Origin of the sequence: Chryseobacterium sp. KMC2 (assembly GCF_016756935.1) — a bacterium.
Classification (GTDB): Bacteria; Bacteroidota; Bacteroidia; order Flavobacteriales; family Weeksellaceae; genus Chryseobacterium; species Chryseobacterium rhizosphaerae.
This window is the reverse complement of record NZ_JAESIT010000006.1, coordinates 95,120-112,982: the sequence shown is the minus strand read 5'-3', so window position 1 is coordinate 112,982 and position 17,863 is coordinate 95,120. Positions and strand designations below refer to the sequence as shown.

At 37.3% G+C, this 17,863-nt stretch carries 15 protein-coding genes; 1 reads left to right on the top strand and 14 read right to left on the bottom strand.

Annotated features, from left to right (window positions below):
* Position 1: 1 nt before the first annotated feature.
* The 5 genes from JML65_RS08910 to JML65_RS08890 are packed head-to-tail and all read right to left on the bottom strand — an operon-like array spanning position 2 to position 8,435.
* Entirely contained in the window at positions 2-1,405 is a 1,404-nt protein-coding gene (locus JML65_RS08910; RefSeq protein ID WP_202270580.1) for an MATE family efflux transporter, read from the bottom strand.
* A complete protein-coding gene (locus tag JML65_RS08905; RefSeq protein WP_202270579.1) occupies positions 1,402-3,210 on the bottom strand; it encodes an IucA/IucC family protein in 1,809 nt (602 codons plus the stop codon). Before JML65_RS08905 ends, JML65_RS08910 begins: the two co-directional genes overlap by 4 nt.
* A gap of 9 nt (positions 3,211-3,219) precedes the next feature.
* On the bottom strand, positions 3,220-4,536 hold the full coding sequence (locus JML65_RS08900; protein ID WP_047496560.1) for a lysine N(6)-hydroxylase/L-ornithine N(5)-oxygenase family protein: 1,317 nt from the start codon (positions 4,534-4,536) through the stop codon (positions 3,220-3,222).
* Positions 4,529-6,937, bottom strand: coding sequence for a GNAT family N-acetyltransferase (locus tag JML65_RS08895; RefSeq protein ID WP_202270578.1), 2,409 nt, complete (start codon positions 6,935-6,937; stop codon positions 4,529-4,531). The genes JML65_RS08900 and JML65_RS08895 overlap by 8 nt, the downstream gene beginning before the upstream one ends.
* Entirely contained in the window at positions 6,909-8,435 is a 1,527-nt protein-coding gene (locus JML65_RS08890; protein ID WP_047496564.1) for a pyridoxal phosphate-dependent decarboxylase family protein, read from the bottom strand. The genes JML65_RS08895 and JML65_RS08890 overlap by 29 nt, the downstream gene beginning before the upstream one ends.
* 217 nt (positions 8,436-8,652) lie before the next feature.
* On the opposite strand from JML65_RS08890, the gene JML65_RS08885 reads away from it, so the two are divergent.
* Positions 8,653-9,750, top strand: coding sequence for a TauD/TfdA family dioxygenase (locus JML65_RS08885; protein ID WP_115917877.1), 1,098 nt, complete (start codon positions 8,653-8,655; stop codon positions 9,748-9,750).
* Between the two features lie 140 nt (positions 9,751-9,890).
* On the opposite strand, the gene JML65_RS08880 is transcribed toward JML65_RS08885, so the two are convergent.
* The 9 genes from JML65_RS08880 to JML65_RS08840 all read right to left on the bottom strand — a co-directional run bounded on the left by JML65_RS08880 (position 9,891) and on the right by JML65_RS08840 (position 17,794).
* Positions 9,891-10,700: an alpha/beta hydrolase gene (locus JML65_RS08880; RefSeq protein ID WP_202270577.1), complete on the bottom strand. Its 810-nt coding sequence runs from the start codon at positions 10,698-10,700 to the stop codon at positions 9,891-9,893.
* A 175-nt stretch (positions 10,701-10,875) separates the two neighbouring features.
* Positions 10,876-11,451: a Crp/Fnr family transcriptional regulator gene (locus JML65_RS08875; protein ID WP_202270576.1), complete on the bottom strand. Its 576-nt coding sequence runs from the start codon at positions 11,449-11,451 to the stop codon at positions 10,876-10,878.
* A gap of 63 nt (positions 11,452-11,514) precedes the next feature.
* The gene (locus JML65_RS08870; protein ID WP_202270575.1) at positions 11,515-12,036 is read right to left on the bottom strand and encodes a GNAT family N-acetyltransferase; all 522 of its coding nucleotides are present in this window, start codon (positions 12,034-12,036) and stop codon (positions 11,515-11,517) included.
* A gap of 9 nt (positions 12,037-12,045) precedes the next feature.
* Positions 12,046-13,062 (bottom strand): S41 family peptidase, encoded by a 1,017-nt coding sequence (locus JML65_RS08865; RefSeq protein WP_115917885.1) that lies wholly within the window; start codon positions 13,060-13,062, stop codon positions 12,046-12,048.
* 68 nt (positions 13,063-13,130) lie between these two features.
* The gene (locus tag JML65_RS08860) at positions 13,131-13,925 is read right to left on the bottom strand and encodes a helix-turn-helix domain-containing protein (protein WP_202270574.1); all 795 of its coding nucleotides are present in this window, start codon (positions 13,923-13,925) and stop codon (positions 13,131-13,133) included.
* Between the two features lie 52 nt (positions 13,926-13,977).
* Positions 13,978-14,559 (bottom strand): nucleosidase, encoded by a 582-nt coding sequence (locus JML65_RS08855; protein ID WP_084084259.1) that lies wholly within the window; start codon positions 14,557-14,559, stop codon positions 13,978-13,980.
* Positions 14,560-14,992: 433 nt separating this feature from the next.
* Positions 14,993-15,622: a DsbA family oxidoreductase gene (locus tag JML65_RS08850; RefSeq protein ID WP_237390817.1), complete on the bottom strand. Its 630-nt coding sequence runs from the start codon at positions 15,620-15,622 to the stop codon at positions 14,993-14,995.
* Between the two features lie 67 nt (positions 15,623-15,689).
* A complete protein-coding gene (locus JML65_RS08845) occupies positions 15,690-16,856 on the bottom strand; it encodes an MFS transporter (protein WP_047492779.1) in 1,167 nt (388 codons plus the stop codon).
* Entirely contained in the window at positions 16,853-17,794 is a 942-nt protein-coding gene (locus tag JML65_RS08840; protein WP_115917891.1) for an alpha/beta hydrolase, read from the bottom strand. Before JML65_RS08840 ends, JML65_RS08845 begins: the two co-directional genes overlap by 4 nt.
* Between the last annotated feature and the right edge of the window lie 69 nt (positions 17,795-17,863).

Below are 17,863 nucleotides of genomic sequence, written 5' to 3'. Positions count from 1 at the left end.
TTTAAATTTTTATAGTTTTCCATTTACCGTTTTTGAAAATCATTAGGAAAAGTACAGCCAGTACGATTTCTGAAGAAACAATAGCTGTAAATATTCCCTTTAGTTCCCATTGAAGCCTTACTCCCAGCAGATAAGCCAGAGGAAGCTGAATAATATAGAACATGATGATATAGAGAAGTGTTACCTGCATGATGTTACCGGCTGCATTTAATGCGCGGCTGATCACCATAGTGAAACCTAATAAGAGATAGGCCATGGATACCACATGGATATACTGAACGGCATACCTTGCTACCTCCGGTTCTACAGTAAAAAACTTCACGACATGCTCTGCGGCAAGCTGCCAGAACAAAGCCACTGCAATAAGGTAGCTCATATTAATGGTGCCTGCTCGCCACACTGTTTTTTCTGCCCGGATAGGATCTCCTGCTCCTAAATTCTGTCCCGTAAGAACACCGGCAGCATTTCCTATTCCCCAGGCGGGCATCGTGGCAACAGAAGCAATACGTTGCGCAATAATGTAACCCGCAAGTGCTGTCGTTCCAAAAGTAGATATGATTTTCACCATAATCAGCCAGCTGGATGTAGGAATAATATACTGAACCAAGCCCCCAAAAGCTATTTTAAGAATCTTTTGGAGCAATGGCCCATCAAAGTCAAATTTCATCAGGATATTAATGCTCGTTTTACCTGTCAACAGGATAAAAAACTGGTATAAAACTGCCAGTAGTCTTGATAAAACTGTTGCATAAGCCAGTCCCAGCAATCCGAAAGCAGGAATAAACCCTACCCCGAAAACTAGCACTACGGCAAAAACAATATTTGAAATATGACAGAGCCAAAGTGATTTCATGGCGAGATCTGCATCCCCTGCTCCTCTGAACAGTCCATTAATAGAAAGACGGAGGATGACAAGCCCGATACTGATAAAAACCAGTCGGGAAAAAGAGAGCCCATCATTTACTATCCCTGCATTGATCCCCAGGAAACCTACAATCTCTCCGGCAAAATAGCATGACAGTCCGCCAATCAGTAAGGCAAAGAATAAGGCAAGCATAATAATATAATGAGCTGTTTTACCCATGCCTTCTTTATCTTTTTCGCCTGCTCTCCTTGCGGTAAGCGTTGCCGCAGCAATCCCAAGACCTACTGCGATAGCATAAGCGAAATTGACATAATTATCGGTAATCCCAACAAGGCCGAGAACTTTATCTCCCAGTTTGGCAATAATTAAAAGATTGACACTCACAAAAACAGATTCCATTACCAGCTCCATCACCATAGGAATTGCTAAGCTAAAGATGGAACGGTTGATACTTCCGGAAGTCAGTTCGACTTTTTTTCCGGCTAAGGCTCCATAGGTAAAAACCGTTCCTTCTTTTAGTATATGCAGGAATTTCCTCATAATACAGCTACAGAATTTTTATTGGCGATCTGATACAGAGGGTTAGGCAATGCTCCATCCTTTCTTGGAATAGCAAAAGCTTTATTTTCACTGTAGCCATTATTTTTCAGACGCAGGCTATTGATATAAAACCTTTTGAACGTAGGGACATACAGATCATATTTCTCATATCTCTCCTGTAGATGAGTGTTGTCTGCTTTATAACTTTCTATGCAGTCATGCACAAGCGTCCAGAATACATCTTCTTTAAAGTTTGAATAGGTATGAAGTACATTAGACATATATCTGAAAAAAGCATCAAAGACTCCCAAAAGAATAAATAAAGGAATATTTTCTTTGTTGGAAGACTGTATCAATCCGTCTGCAAGATGAGTCGGAAGCTTTTCTCTTGCTTCTGTTGTAAGGACAATATCATCTACAAAATCTTTAATTACAATTCTTTGAGGCACTCCATTTTTCAACACGACCATAATGTTCTCGCCATGGGGAGTCACACATAAAGAATGGGTGTAATAGATATGAAGCAACGGTGTAAGATAGGCATCAAGATAACTTGCCACCCATTCTTTGATACTCATTCCTGCCTTTTCCGCAAAAGCCTGCACCAAAGGGACACCGTTATTATCTACATAAAGTAAGGAAGCCATGGTTACCATTTGTTCATCTTCCTTAAGGTAGTTTTCCGCACTTTCACGCCATAAGGCTCCCAGGAATTCATTATACTGGTAAGGAACATTGGTGATCGCTCCGTATTGTGGATGAAGGTAAGCGATAGAGGCTTCTTCTCCCAGGAATATCGTTCCTTTGGTACCAAGATAGGCATCATCCTTTATAAGGCTTTTTACCCACTCTGTAATAGAAGGAGCTATTTTCATCTGTTTTGGAGATAATCCCCGGATATTTCCTGTACTTAGGATAGAAACAGCTGTTTTAAGATATCTTTTCTTAGGATGGTCTACATTAAATAAGGTACGGATACTCTGTTGCGGGCTGTAGGTATCATTTCCTTCTCCCAGTAGAATCAGAAGTCCGGATGCAAGATCTCCAGCAAAATGAATCTTCAGCTTTTCTTCCCATTGCCACGGATGAACAGGAATAAAATGATAATCTTCCACTGATTTTCCTTCATTGACGAGTTTTTGCTGAAAATCCTGATAAAGCTGATCTCCAATCTCAGAACGGTAGAAGTCTTCTCTGTCTATATGATCTAATGATTGAAATGCAGACCTGCTGGTATGGGATGCCAACCAGATAGGTTTCAGATTTTGATCAGATTCCGGAGCAAATGCTTTCAGGTCACGGGGAGAAAATCCTAATCTGCTTTTGTTAACAATTACCCATGGATGACCGGTCATTTGATGCTCTACCGTCTGATAATCTGATGAAGCCAGATCTTTTGAGGACATCACTCCTTTAGATAAAATCATGGCATCACAGTATAAGGTATGCAAAAGCTCTTCCGTATATCTTGCCAGTGTATAGGCATCTAAATCAAATACAGATTGCATTTCCAGGAAAAATGCTGCAACATCTACAGGTACTTGCTGAGAATGGTCTGTTTTGGTGATACTGTCTGTGTCGATATGCCAGTAGTCCATCATTCTTTCCTGACCGCGGAAGCTGTATTCAATATTATCGAATCCGGTTTCCAGTTTGAAAACGGTATAGCAGGTTTCATCCTGAAAAGCAACGACAGGTTTTAACAGTTCTTCGTGCATTAATTCTGCAATGGTTTTAGCCATCAGATTTTTATTGGCCTGCAGCCAGTGTTCCTGGCTTATAGTATTATTTAAATTGGTGTTCATTTTTTAGTATTAAATTTGGGCAGTTGGTAAATCAGCATATTTTTCTACATCAAAATCCTGGAAAGCAATTTTCTTCTCAATTTTGTAATGCTCTCTTCCAAGAATATCATTGATGATGTAGGAATTACGGTAGGCAGCCATTCCAAGGTCTGTAGAAATATAGCTATGGGTATGTACTTCAGCATGGAGCACATAAATTTCGCCTCCGTTGTGATCTATAGAATAATTTCTGTTGACATCAAACAATCCGCTTGAATCTCTTTTAATTCTGGACTGTATATTTTTGAGGAATGAAGGCTCATGGTAACGATATCCGGTTCCCAGGATCAGGTAATCTGCTTCCTGCTCATAAGGAACCCCCTGTTCCAGCTGAGTAAATTCAAGATTAATAACCTCCTGATTGGTATTATCTACCCTGTTCAGCTGGCTGTTAGGAATTATTTTAAGGTTAGGATCAGCGTTGTCAATGTTCAGATCATAAATGAAATCATAAATATCATTGATCAGGTCATAGTTTATTCCCTTAAATTGGCTTTGCTGTTTGCTTAAAATATCTTTTCTGGCAGACTCTGTTCTGTTATAAAAGTAGTCTACATAGTCTGGAGACGTTAGCTCCAGAGTCAGTTTAGAATATTCCATCGGGAAGAATCTGTCCGGGCGGGAATACCATCCTAATTCGGTCTTTTCATCTCTGTTTTGAAGCAGGTCATAAAAAACTTCAGCAGCACTCTGCCCCGATCCTATAATGGCTATTTTCTTACCTTCAGCCAAAAGCTCTTCTTTTCTGTAGAGATAAGAACCCGTATGAATGATTCGGGAATCTTCTTTAGGGATAAAAGAAGGAATATGAGGCTGTGTTCCGGTACCAAGAATAAGTCTTTCCGTTTTAAAAACTACTTTTTCTTTCGTTTTTGTGTGCACTGTTGTTACCAGATAAATACCATCTTCATAGTCTATATCCATCACCTGTGTCGAAAAACGACATTGGGGAAGCTGTTCAATCACCCATTGGCAGTACCGGTTGTATTCCTTTCTTGGAATGAAGAAACTTTCTCTGATAAAGAATTTATACAGTCTTCCTGTTTCTTTAAGATAATTAAGAAGACTTAAAGGATTCGTAGGGTCGGCCATAGATACACAGTCACATAAAAATGGGGTCTGCAGGGTTACATGATCAATCATTAACCCGGGATGCCAGTCGAAACCATCCCTCTGATCCAGAAAAAGTGTTTTCAGTTCCGTAATTGGATTGGATAAAGCGGCAAGCCCAAGATTAAAGGGGCCTATTCCTATGCCAATTACATTATAAATAGTGTCATTATTCATGTTCTGTGGTGTTTGTGGTGAATTGTACGTCTTTGTTTTGAGGGAACTTTTCCCAATACCATTCCCTGTAGCAGAAATTGAGATTTGCTTTTTTATGAGGCATTTCAATTACTTTATCTACTTTAAAACCGACGTGGGCTTTATTCATCATTGATGCAAGAGAATCTACGGAACCCTCTCCTACCATTTTACCTACCTGTGGCTGTGCAAAGACATAATCCACCATAGATTGTGTAGAAGGGGAAACATATTTCTTTTTGGGATCTATAGGTGCTATAAACTGATGGGTACCGTAATCTGTAGGCAATACTTCGTAATAATCCCCAACAATGTCTCTGCAGGCCCAATAAATTTCGATATTACAGGAAGGCTCACCGTTGCTCATTACAATATAGCTGTGGGCTTCGTTACCCGGAAGCATCACACGATAGTATGTTTCAAGCTCATCAATCGGCCAGTTCATCTGCCATATCTTTACGGCATGCTCGCGATTAAACCACTCATGGAGCATTTCAAGGTCATTTTCAAGATCTATAGGCCGTATGGTAATCGTAACATCTTCCTTTTCAAAATAACGCTTAAAGAATATGTCTTTTCCCTTTGGCTGAATCAGTTGTTCTGAAAAGAAATACTCATAAAGAAGGTTGGGTACTTTTGCATAAGATACGGCTGAGGCATTTACTCCGCCATCTACGTCAAAGACTGCAGACTGCAGATTTGATTTTACAGCCCAGTATTGCTGCTCCAGGGCATAATCTGTAAGATCTGATGGTTCTGTTCTGTGAAGATCTTCGAATTCCTGATACAAAATGCTGATGAGCTGCCTTTCTTTCACCCATCCTGTTTTACCCATTGAGCTGATAAGTGCTCCCAGGTTACTCACTAAAAGATGGTGAGAAATAATTTGCATAAGACGTTCATCTCTGATGAAAAGTTCTTCAATATCAGGACAGCTTCTGATAAGCTCCTCATATTTTTCTTTGAAACTTTCTCTTAACAGATAGCCTTGTCCGTCCCTTACAAAAATGGTTTCCGGAAGGAGCTGATCATTGAGTCCTATAAGCAAATTCTGCTGATGAACTTCCGGAGCCATCCCATAATGGCTGAAGAGCCTGTTTAAAGGAGAAAGCAAAAGATGAATATATTTCTTAAACCAGGTGATCGCTGCTTGTTCAGGATCAGTTCCCAATTGATCGGCTACTTCTTTGAAAAAATGCCTGGTAAAATTGAAGCTCCCTGCCGGTTCATCCTGACACAGTCTTGCCAGTAAAAGAACTTTTTCTCCCCCTAAAAAGGGATTTTCACGAATCAGGATATTGAAGCTCTCAATAGTATTCCCTTCATACTGGACACTTAAAGTGGCAGGTTCCAGAAGGAGTTTGAAATGAGGAAAGTTATTTTCAAAAGAAGCCCTTTCATGCTGCCACCATACAGCAGAAGCATATCCTCTATTGAGATCTTTTAAGCTGTTTGTCCTTACAGATCCGGTCATCAGAACATGTAAAGAAAATTTCAGCATCCAGCTGAAATCAGGATTATAAAGACTTCTTATCGATGATGTGGCATAAAAATCATCTCCTAAGGGTCCGATATGAATGATTTGCCCGGAGCCAAGCATTTCCGGATATTCTTCCGTTGATAGAAGATATTGTGCTTCCCAAGGGTGGCATGGAACAATATAATAATCATTGATGTTTTCAAAATCGTAACTTTCTGGTATCGAAACCAATTTCTCGAATATTTCTTTCGCTGAAATTCCGGGAAGTGATTTCTCCGTGATACAGCTTTTATGAATCAGAAAATAGTCAAGCTGAAATCCCTTTCCAAATTCCGGGCTATACAAAAGTTGCTCTTCCTCAGAAAATCCCATTCTTGATTTGGTAAAAGGATGTAGATTGTGGCCTACAGGCAGCAATTGTTCGGACTCTAAGAATGAATAAGACAATTCTTTCTCTTGTTGTGAACAGCCTTCAGCGGTTAATTCCAGATTTTTCAAGCTGCTTTGAATTCTCTCAGAAAAACGGGCAAGCCCTTCTTCATTGGAAGTATCAGAAAATTCTGTATAAATTAACTCTATCAGTTTTTCCGTATCTACTTCAAATACATCCTGATTTTTATGATCTACAGCCCATACAGGAAATCCATAGTCATGAAAAGCACTTTCGGAACGATAAACAATCGGGGCAAACAGAAACAATCCGCTTTTCTTCATTTCAAATCTTAGATGCAACGGATACTTGGTATTTTGAAGTGCCTTTGCAGTAAGAAGATCATATTGAGGAACTCCCTGGTAGAGCTTACCATTTCCAAGTTCTCTGAGCATTCCGTTAAGAAGGATACGGAAAGTAATTTCCTGTGCTTTATCCCCTATTTTACTTTTCTGTATCAAAGTCTTTTCCATGCATTTTTATTTTATTGAGAATTTGATGTACATCTTCGGTCGTGGTAATCGGATTCAGGAAAGTAAATTTCAGATAGAAATTCCCATCCACTTTTGTACTGGCAACGAGAATCTCACCGCTGTAGAAAAGTTTCGTCTTAATATGTTGGTTCAAGGCATTGAGATCTTTATGATCAGGTCTTACGTAACGGAATACCAAAACGCTAAGGTCAGAATCGGAAAGAAGTTCGAAGTCTGCATCTTCAGTAATCATTGAGGCTACATCTTTTGTAAGATCTATTACCGTGTCCGTATATTCGGCAAGCTGTTCTTTACCCATCATTCTTAAGGTAAACCAAAGCTTCAATGCATCAAATCTACGGGTACTTTGTGTAATGGATTTGTTGATCTGTGCAGGGATTTCCTCTTCATCCATTTCTTTAGGATTCAGGTAATCAGCATGATGCTTAAGAATCAGGAGCTCTTTTTTATTTTTAACAATGAAAGCGCTGCTGCTGATAGGCTGGAAAAAGGATTTATGATAATCTATTGTTACTGAGTCTGCTCTTTCTATTCCGTTTAATAGATGACGGTACTTATCACTTAACAGTAAAGCGCATCCGTAAGCAGCATCTACATGCATCCAGATGTTATACTGGGCTGCAATATTGGCAATATCTTCCAATGGATCTACATTTCCGAAATCTGTAGTTCCGGCAGTTGCTACAATACCAATAGGAATATTTCCAAGCTGTTCTTCTCTTTTGATATATTTTTTCAGCAAAGCAATATCCATACGGAATCTTTCATCTGTAGGCACTTTAATAATGGCTTTTTCACCAAGCCCCATGATAGATGCATTCTTCAAATTGCTAAAATGCGATTTATCGGAAACAAAAATTCTGAAACGGTCGGCTTCTCTTGGTAACCCATCTAATTTGATATTATGATTGTAGTTCTTTTGAGAAAAGCAATCGCGCATCATCACCAATCCCATCAGGTTACTTTGTGAACCTCCGGCAGTGAAAACACCATCGCTTTCATTGGTTTGGTAGCCTAGTTGCTCAGCGGTCCAGTCAATCAGCTTCCTTTCCATAAATGTACCTCCGGCACTCTGATCATAAGTGTCCTGAGAAGAATTGATGGCACTCACAAGGATTTCTCCTGCCAAAGCCGGAATAACAACCGGACAGTTCAAATGAGCTACATACTGTGGAAGGTGAAAAGCCGTAGCATGTTTTACATAAATATCATCTACTTCACTAAGAAGTTCTTTATAATTGGAAAGTTTTTGATTAAGATCAATCTGCTGTACCATTCCTTTCATTTCTTTAGCTTCTATGCCGCTGAAAGGTTTGTCGTTTCTATAAAGAAATTCTTGTACAAGGTCTAATGTGCTGTTGACAGCATTACGATAATGATCGTAATTGTCAGGATGGAAAATATTTCCAAAATTCCCCGAAATGTGATGTGAAGGAGTGGTTACCTGCTCTTCCAGGGACATAAAATTGTTACTCATATATTTATTTGTAAGGTGATTTTTAAAATCAATAGGTTGTATGTGGTTTTTTGATATATAGATTTATATATCTGACAGTCAGGTTTTTAAATTTTACATTTTTTTACTTTTTTATTTGGTGATTCATTAAATATTCATAAATTTGAACTCGTTATTGTTATTTAGAATAATTAAAAACAAATATAAAAATTATTATTTAACGCCAAATTTTTTTTTAATGAATTCTCTAGAAATTTTAGATAACGACCGTATGACGCAGGTAAAACTGCTTCCTACAGTCATTGAGATCACATCTCAGGAACGAAGAATGATTAATGATGCAGCGGTGCATCTTCAAAGAAAATATGGTAGCTATGAAAACCGTGACTTTATAAGACACGTACATCAGTTGGCTTCTTATTTTTTACCCGAGAGAATCTTACATATAGCGGCTGATTTTGCGAGTGACTTTTCAAAAAATCAGTATGGAGCATTGGTATTCAAGGGATTAATGGATATCGATCAGGAAAGTATAGGCAGAACGCCGGCCAACTGGCAGTCTGCTGATTATTCCAAATTTGACCTTTATGGTTTTGCCTGTGCATTAATCCATGGAGCGCTCCCTTCCAAACCGGTACAATATTATTCCCAACGTAAAGGAGGTGGATTAATTCATGCCATAATACCCGATGAGAAAATGCGTGAAACCCAAACAGGATCGGGGTCTTCCACCGACCTGTATGTGCACACCGAAGATGCATTTTTGAAACATCAGGCCGACTTTTTGAGTTTTATGTATTTACGAAATGAAGAGCAGGTACCTTCTACCCTGTATTCTATCCGTTCTCATGAATCTATAGGTGAAAACTACAGACCACTTTTTGAACGTATTTATAAAATACCAAAAGATGCCAATCTGGAAACAGCAACAAACGAGGAAGATACTCTGGATTCTGTTTTGTATGGTAATTTTGAGCTCCCTTTTATGAGGTTTGATGCCGCTGAACAGCTTTTCAGCTCTACGATTAAGCAATCGGAGGACGCTCATCATTATCTGAAAGAATTCTGGGAAGAAGCAAGACACCTGATCTATTCAGATTTCACCCCTCAGGCAGGAGATGTTATTCTGGTCAACAATCATTTGTGTGCCCATGGAAGGTCTGCTTTCCGTGCTGGAGTGAGGAATATTGATGGTGTAGAATATCCATGTGAAAGAAGAATTATGCTCCGCATGATGAGTAAGGTAAGCCTGATCGATATGAGAGCGCATACCCTTACGGAAGATCCGTTCTTTGTCATTGAAGAACATCTTGGTAAAAATTTCACCGACCTATAAAATGCTTCAACAATATTTTTAATATGACTTGACAGTAATCCTTTTTAAGACCCGTTCTTAAAAAGGATTTTTTATAGAGATACTTTGTTTAATTAATTGATAAACTGCTTTATATGAACAGGCATATAAAGCAGTTTTTATTATTTAAAGTATTTATCAAAAAGAGTTAACTGATTGGATAATGATTGGCTCCAATAGGCAGGATCATGGACACCTAAAGATTCAATATACAAATGTTCTATTTTAAGTTCTGTAAGTTTATTATGAAACTTTCTGTTTTGCCCGATCATCTGAACATCTTCAGTACCACAATCAAAAATATAGCGCTGTCCGGCACCTGCCATGAGTTTTACTTTAGTGTCAGTAAGGAAAACAGGATTAAGTGATTCAAAAGGACCCAATACCTTATTCACCATATATTTCTGATAGCCCTCACCGAACGAGTTGAAATCTAAAGCACCACAAGAACTTCCAACAATACCAAATGTTTTGCTGTAGGTGACCCCGATATTGGTAGCTCCATAGCCTCCCATACTCCAACCCATAATTCCTCTGTATTTTTTTTCAGATTTTACGGGATAATTTTTATCGATGAAATCCACTAATTCTTTTCCTATAAAGGTTTGGTATTGTGAATCTTTGACAATAGGACTATCTACATACCATGAACTGTAATTCCCATCCGGCAGTACATAAATTGTTTTATATTCCTGAGCTTTCTTAACCAGATCCGGAATATCCTGCTTGATGATCCTCTCCGGATTACCACTGAAACCGTGAAGAATATATACAGATGGGTAAGTTGTATTCGGTTGAATCGTGGGGGTAATGATAATTGTTTTGATCTTTTTATTCATTTTCGGACTGAAAACTTCCTGATGAATAATTTTTTGTGCTGATCCCTGTACAAAAGCGGTAAGCACAATGACAATGTTGATTAATTTTTTCATGTTGTAAAAAATGTTTAATGAGTACTATCAGGATGGATCAGTATAAATGTAAGAAGTTTATATTTTTAAACAAAACATCTGCAATCATTATTTTAAACCGATGTATCTCTGATGATGACATGACAAAGTTGCCCCGGAAAAAATGAAAAAGCCTCAACATATGTTGAAGCTTTTATTAATTTATTTCTTTTTTAATCCTGCTGAGCTGGGTAGGTGTAACCCCTAAATAAGAGGCTATATGATGCTGTTTTAGTCTATTATGAAGCGGTTTATTTTCAAGCAGCTGCAAATAGCGCTTCTTGGCGGTTTCATATTTTAAAGACACTTCCAAAGGCTCTTTTTTCACCACCCAGTTTTTTTCTAAATAATGAATATGAAAGAGAGCCAGATCATGGTGTTTTTCCAGTAATTCCCGATAGGCTTTTACAGGATACTGAATCACCGAACAGTCCTCCAGAGCAATAATATTAAAATCGCTGGGTTCATTTTTAATAATGGCTGCAGTAGATGCTACAAAGCTGTTTTCTTCAAAGAAAATTTTGTAGATATAATCTCCTTGTTCATCAATGGTATAATAGCCGATTAATCCTGACTGTAAAAAGTAATAATACCTGGCCATACTCCCGGACTCCAGAAGAAGCTCATTTTTATGATATTGTTTTTCAGTACAAATGTCTAACAAAGCAGCGGCTGTTTCTCCGGATAAAGAATAATACTGATTGATCTGCTCTAAGAATGTTGATTTATTCATTGTTTTTTTGAAAACGCAAAAGCGTAAATTTCTTTGGAGGTGGTATATCTATCAAATTACTATTTAATCCAGTATCTTCTTCATCATTAAGTCGGTTTGCTCCTCATCTCCAAGTCTGAAAATATGTTTGTCAAATTCTACAAATCCGTTTTTCCTGTAAAAATGTAAAGCTCTCAGATTCTTTTCCCAAACTCCCAGCCAAAGGTAAGATTTCCTTAAGTGTTGAGCAGTTTCCACTGCCTGATCATATAAAATCTGCCCCACTTTTTTGCCATGATGGCTTTTTTTCACATAAATCCTTTCAATTTCGAGACTTGTCTCATCCTGAAGCTCGGTTTGTCCTTTTCCGGAATTCACTTTCAGATATCCTATGGGATTATCTTCTTCCCACGCTATATAGAAGAAAGAATCCTGAGTATTGAGTTCAGCAGTTAATTTTTGGGTATTAAAACTTTCCTCAAGGTACTTTTTCATGGCTTCTTCAGTATTATCTTCTGCAAAAGTTTCAGAAAAAGTCTGTATTCCAAGATTCTGTATGATTTCCAGGTCTTTTATTCCGGCTTTTTGGATCGTTATTGATGGCATACGATGTATTTATTGCTCTAATTTATTAATAAGATTTTTTATTTCAGGTATGCTAAGTTCAGTTTTTGTGTCTTTTTCTGTTTTTAAAATGTTTTTCAAAGCTTTAATATGGGCAGTCTTTAAAGCGTATTCAGCTTTTACTTCCTGATCAGGCATTACTCCGATATGTTCCCAATTGGTATGGCTGCTTAAAGAAGTTATTTTTCCTGCCGGAACAAGGAGTAAATATTCATTCTGGATGATAAAATGATCCACCGGATTAGCTGTTCCTTCTGTCTTTTCACCTATAACTTCAGCTAGTTTATGCTGCTGCAAGAAATAAGCAAGCGCTTCTGCTGCAGAAAAACTAATTTCACTGGTCAGGATATAGACTTTTTTATGAAGGTATTTTGTACCGGAGACATTAGATTGAGTGCTATTCATTACGGTTTTGTTTGCATGCCTTAGATAGGTAGTATAGAGATCTGTTTTTTTATCAAAAAAATAACTGCAAAATAACAGAAGCATATCGTTTTCTCCTCCTCCATTTTCTCTAAGATCAATAATCAGGGAGTTCGTGTTGGCTACAAAATTCATGGCTGCAGCTAACGTAGCTGCGCTGGCTTCAGGGGATGCAAAACCTTTAAAATTGATGTAGCCTATATTACCTTCCAACCGCCGGACACTTTCAAAACCAAAATTTTCAAGACTGTTGTGAAAATTATTTAATTTCACTTTTTCTTTCTCATCAACCAGTTTTTCAGGACTATAATTTTCAAGGTATTTAACAAAAAAATGCCCATCTTTTATATCTTTTCTTAATTTTTGGGTGAGAAGTGCTGCGAAATCTTTCTTATTCAGATTATTAAAAGTTCCTTTTTTAAGTTCACTTTGAAACAAAGAATCTACTTTTTTATAAGTTGTTGGATCAATATAGTAGCTTTTTACTTTTTCTGTAATATCAGAAAGTACGGTAGTCATATCTCCTTTCTGAGCATAAGAGAATAAAGAATGAAAAAGGAAAATTCCAACCAATAATTTTTTCATAGAAATAAGTTTAAATATTTCTGTAAAAGTATCTCAATGAAAAGAGTAGAAATTGTAAAAATGGAAACTTAGATAAAAAACCAGATATTATTTTTTTCAGTATCTACGTTGTCAAAGAACTTCCCGGGACTTATCCTTGTCAGTTCCTTAAAGTCTTTAATAAGATGCGACTGATCATAAAAAAGATGTTCATAGGAAAGCTCTGTAAGATTTCTGGATTTTTTATTTGAGATGAGCACGTTACGAAATCGTTGAATTTTCCTGAATTCGGAGGCAGGCTTAAACAGATACCGTTTGGAAATCTTATTGACGTATTGTCTTGTTATTTTATTTTTTACGGCAATTTCTTCGATGCTCAGTTCAGTTTCAAAATCAGCCAAAATAGTATAGGCCAATTTTAAATCTTTCTGGCAGAGTATTGAAAGCCAGTAATTTTCCAGCATTTCAATTTGTTTTTTTCTGTTAGGTTCTTTTAAAACAGCATTGCTGATGTCTTTAAAATCTGAAAGTTGAATATTTTCCTCTAAAGATGTACGATCATCTGCATCAAAAAAATGATAGATTCCCAAGGGTTTAAAGTAAAGAGTAACTTCATTGACAGATTGTTTATAAAAAATCTCGGTAGGAGCAGAACATCTGAAAACAAAATCAATCACTATGTTTTCTGACAAAGATCGGCTCAGCTCCATCCGTCCGTTATCTTGAGTAACGGATACATCCTGACAAGCTGATACAATACAATAATTATCCGGAAATGTAAGATACCTGACCGGCTGATGATCGTCATCTTTTTCTATAAAATAATACCCTTCAATATATTTTTTTAGAACAGGATGTACCGGCTGGTAAAAAGTAACTTTCATATAATCGGAGGTCTTAAAAAAAGAATCTTACAATAATCTTACGGACTGCTCCTTACGAAAATAATATTTTCTTAAATGCTTCAGAAGCCAAATGTACCTGTACACTCCAGTCATCAGCTGCATCACTTCCTGCATCATCAGAAATGTATTTCAGACATAGAAACGGAATATTTTCTTTTTGAGCTATAAGCGCCAACGGATAGGCCTCCATATCTACAATATTATAATCTGTCTCAGAATGGTTCATTTCAAAACTGTCACCACTTCCACAGATTCCTTCTTTTAAAGTATCCATTTTAAGCCCATACTCCAATATTGGAGGAACTCCCGATAATGGAGTTTCATACAGCTGGAAACCAAGCCCTCTCACATCCATATCCCGCTGGATAAATTTTGTACAGCATACCACTTCTCCTTTATGAAACCCTTTGCTCCCTGCTGAACCTAAATTAACAATCAATTTTGGCTTTCTAAGATGAATTTCTCTGGTCAGTTCTATAGCTGCATTGACTTTTCCAATTCCTGTTACCAATTTATTTTTTCCGTCAAATACAGTTCCCGCTTCTGAGTCTAATGCAAAAACAAAAAGGGTATCTGCAATGGGATAATGAGCTTCGTTATTAATTTTTATCATAGAAAAATGAGATGTATACCTTGTTTATAGAGTCTTACAAAGATATAATAGTTTTCTGTATTTTGTAAATATTATATAGTCTGAAACTTTTGTCTTTGAACATTAAGAATAATAAATATCAGATAACTGATTATAAAAGTAAACAAAGGAATTTCAAATGATAAATAATTACATTTTACAAAAGCCAGCATATAAATGGCAGGCCAATCATTTCACCTGCTAAAATGATCAGTAAATAAGAAATAATGGAGTCTATTCTCACACTGTTACTAATTTTGATAATCATTATTAACTGTTTTGTTAGGCCAGTTAGTAAAAATAAAAACCCGGAAAGCTATAAGCCATTCCGGGTTTGATATTGTTAGATACTGCATCCATCAGCATCGCAGGAAGCACCACTACTTCCGGAAATATCTTTAAAAGGACTTACCGTTTATTTATAAGTCTGCTGAAGTGCTTCTTCAAAAGCTTCTACCGGCTGTGCTCCAGAAACAGCATATTTTCCGTTCAGAACAAAGAATGGAACTCCGGAAACACCGTTATTTCTGGCTTCCAGAATATCCTGATTGACCTCATTATTCCACTGATCGGTGGTAACTGCCTGTCTTGCTTCTTCTTTATCAAGATCTAAACTTTCTGCAAGAGAAACCAAAACTTCCGTATCACCTACATTCTTACCATCAATAAAATGGGCAATGAACAAAGCTTCTTCCATCTCATTGGACTTGTTATATTTTTTAGCCAAATGAAGCAATTTGTGAGCGCTGAAAGTATTGGTGATCAGAGCTTTTTCAAAATTAAAATCAATTCCGGCTCCTTTTCCCATCTGGGCAACCTGGCTGATCATTTGGGTAGCCTGTGCTTCAGGAAATCCTTTCTTTTCTCTAAAGTATTCAATAGTATTCTGAGTTTGCTTGGGATCAAGACTCGGGTCCAACTGAAAGCTCTTCCACTCCACTTGTACTTCATCCTTAAAAGGAAGTTTATTCAGAGCTTCTTCAAAATTATTTTTTCCGATATAACAAAACGGACACATTACGTCCGACCATATTTCTATTTTCATTGTATGTAATTAAAATTAAGACATCAAAGTTAAGACATTTTATTAATGTAACAAAATTTATTACAGTTTATTCTTTACAAGGTAGTATAGACTGGTTTCGTTTTTCATACAGTCCTTTTAAGATCATCATGGAAAATGCAAGAAGTCCAAAAACAAGTCCGACCCAGGGCGTAAAAACAACTCCTTTTGTGATGATAATCCATCCTCCGATAGTTGTTCCTAAGGTAACTCCTAAGTTTCCGAAGGAGGTGGCCAGACTGTTGGCAAATTCTAAAGAACCGGGGGCTGCCGATATCATATAAGTAGAAGCATTCAAAAAGCTTGGTGAATAAAGGAAACCCCAAATTCCGATCACCAGAATAGTGGCTATCATATTTCCGTCTGAAACGTATAAAAGGATGGGCACTAAAATAGTTCCGGAAAGGAAAAATGCCGTTGTTCCGGGAACATTTTTATTAAGCATTTTCCCGGCAATCCAGTTGGCAAAGATTCCAATAATTCCAAAAACCAGCAGCATATAACTTATCATTGTGGTATCCATCCCTTTTGCTTTGTTAAGGTAGTCTGCAAAATAACTGTATGTAGAAAACCAGGCTGTAATCATAAAAAAATTAGTTAATGTGCTTAAGATAAAAGAAGGCTGGCTAAGAATACTCACCTGACTTCCAAAAGATTTTTTCTCCTGTACAGGCATTGACGGTAACAGAAACTGAATCGCAATCAGTGCTATTAAACTTACTGCAGTCTGAATCATAAAAGAATATTCCCATGACCAAAGACCAGAAATCCATGTAGCAAAAGGAACAGTTGTTACCATGGCGATGGCAACCCCATTAAAAACAATGCTCATCAGTCCGTTTTTTTTATGTTCTTCAGCCTGAGATACAGCTACCGCCAAAGCGGATGCTATATATACCGGCTGCAGAAATGCCGGAAGTATTCTTACCATCATCAGCAGCCAGAATGGTGGTGAAAATGAAGAAACAAATCCCGTAACCAAAAACATAAAAATAGCAGCCAGCATTATTTTTTTTCGATCAAATCCTGAGGTAAGTAAAGTCATAAAAGGTCCGGTAAGCGCAATGATCAGGGCAAAAGCACTCAACAGATAACCTGCTTTATCAATACTGATGTTATAATGTTCTGCAATCTGAGGCAGAATACCAATGACTCCAAACTCTGTTGTGATTACTGCAATAAATCCCAGACAACCTATATAAGCATATTTTTTCATAGCTGCTTTTCTGTACTCATTTTAAAATTTTGATGGGCAAATTCAGACATTTCGTTGATTGCAGATTGTGTTTCATTCAGGACTTCTCCCATATGCATAAACCCATGAACCATATCGTTATAAAAGCTTTTTTTGACAGTAACACCTGCATTTTCCATATGATCAGCAAGTTCTTTTCCATCATCAACCAAGGGATCGTGCTCTGCTAAAATAACCAGTGTCGGTGGCGTTTTTTTAAAATTTTTCAATAAAATAGGTATTGCTAAAGGATTGTTGGCCTGATCTGCAGGAAGATACCAGTTCCACGCCTGTATTCCTCCTTCTTTATTTAAAACAGGTCCATTTTCATATACTTTCCAGGAATTTGAAGTGAATGTATTGTCTGCAGCGGGGTAAATTAATACCTGAAATTTCAGCAGCTCTCCTATCTCTGTTGAAACAGCCGTTGAAAGGGCTCCTCCGGCACTGTCCCCTATGATCCCTATTTGGTTTTGATCAATTCCTAAAGAATCAGCATGATCTATTACCCATTTTACAGCATCAATATTATCATTCAGTCCCGCAGGAAAAGGATGCTCAGGAGCAAGACGGTAATCTACAAAAATAATGACAGAGCCCGTTTTATTGGCTAACTTACGAACAACAGCGTCATGAGTTTCATATCCTCCGGCAATAAACCAGCCTCCGTGTACATATATAATAGCGGATGATTTATGAGCCGTTTTTCCCTTAGGGCGGTAAATACGAATAGGAATCTGATGATTTTCCTTTGGAATATTCAATTCTTCAATCATGGTAACGGGTTCCTTTTTTCCGCTAAGCTGAAGACACATGGTTTCTAGATATTTTCGGGTATCATCTAACGGATTCTGAGCATTAAATGATTGTATCTTTTCTAATTGATTTAAAATCTGATTGATTTGTGGTGTAAACTGCATTGTTTTTTAATTTTGAATTACATTGTTTCAACAGGGAACTTTAGCGCTATCATTCCTTTACTGCTGTAT

Excerpts from the sequence above, each read along its gene's own strand:
- JML65_RS08910 (WP_202270580.1), bottom strand. The coding sequence starts at position 1,405 with ATGAGGAAATTCCTGCATATACTAAAAGAAGGAACGGTTTTTACCTAT.
- JML65_RS08905 (WP_202270579.1), bottom strand. The coding sequence starts at position 3,210 with ATGAACACCAATTTAAATAATACTATAAGCCAGGAACACTGGCTGCAG.
- JML65_RS08900 (WP_047496560.1), bottom strand. The coding sequence starts at position 4,536 with ATGAATAATGACACTATTTATAATGTAATTGGCATAGGAATAGGCCCC.
- JML65_RS08895 (WP_202270578.1), bottom strand. The coding sequence starts at position 6,937 with ATGGAAAAGACTTTGATACAGAAAAGTAAAATAGGGGATAAAGCACAG.
- JML65_RS08890 (WP_047496564.1), bottom strand. The coding sequence starts at position 8,435 with ATGAGTAACAATTTTATGTCCCTGGAAGAGCAGGTAACCACTCCTTCA.
- JML65_RS08885 (WP_115917877.1), top strand. The coding sequence starts at position 8,653 with ATGAATTCTCTAGAAATTTTAGATAACGACCGTATGACGCAGGTAAAA.
- JML65_RS08880 (WP_202270577.1), bottom strand. The coding sequence starts at position 10,700 with ATGAAAAAATTAATCAACATTGTCATTGTGCTTACCGCTTTTGTACAG.
- JML65_RS08875 (WP_202270576.1), bottom strand. The coding sequence starts at position 11,451 with ATGAATAAATCAACATTCTTAGAGCAGATCAATCAGTATTATTCTTTA.
- JML65_RS08870 (WP_202270575.1), bottom strand. The coding sequence starts at position 12,036 with ATGCCATCAATAACGATCCAAAAAGCCGGAATAAAAGACCTGGAAATC.
- JML65_RS08865 (WP_115917885.1), bottom strand. The coding sequence starts at position 13,062 with ATGAAAAAATTATTGGTTGGAATTTTCCTTTTTCATTCTTTATTCTCT.
- JML65_RS08860 (WP_202270574.1), bottom strand. The coding sequence starts at position 13,925 with ATGAAAGTTACTTTTTACCAGCCGGTACATCCTGTTCTAAAAAAATAT.
- JML65_RS08855 (WP_084084259.1), bottom strand. The coding sequence starts at position 14,559 with ATGATAAAAATTAATAACGAAGCTCATTATCCCATTGCAGATACCCTT.
- JML65_RS08850 (WP_237390817.1), bottom strand. The coding sequence starts at position 15,622 with ATGAAAATAGAAATATGGTCGGACGTAATGTGTCCGTTTTGTTATATC.
- JML65_RS08845 (WP_047492779.1), bottom strand. The coding sequence starts at position 16,856 with ATGAAAAAATATGCTTATATAGGTTGTCTGGGATTTATTGCAGTAATC.
- JML65_RS08840 (WP_115917891.1), bottom strand. The coding sequence starts at position 17,794 with ATGCAGTTTACACCACAAATCAATCAGATTTTAAATCAATTAGAAAAG.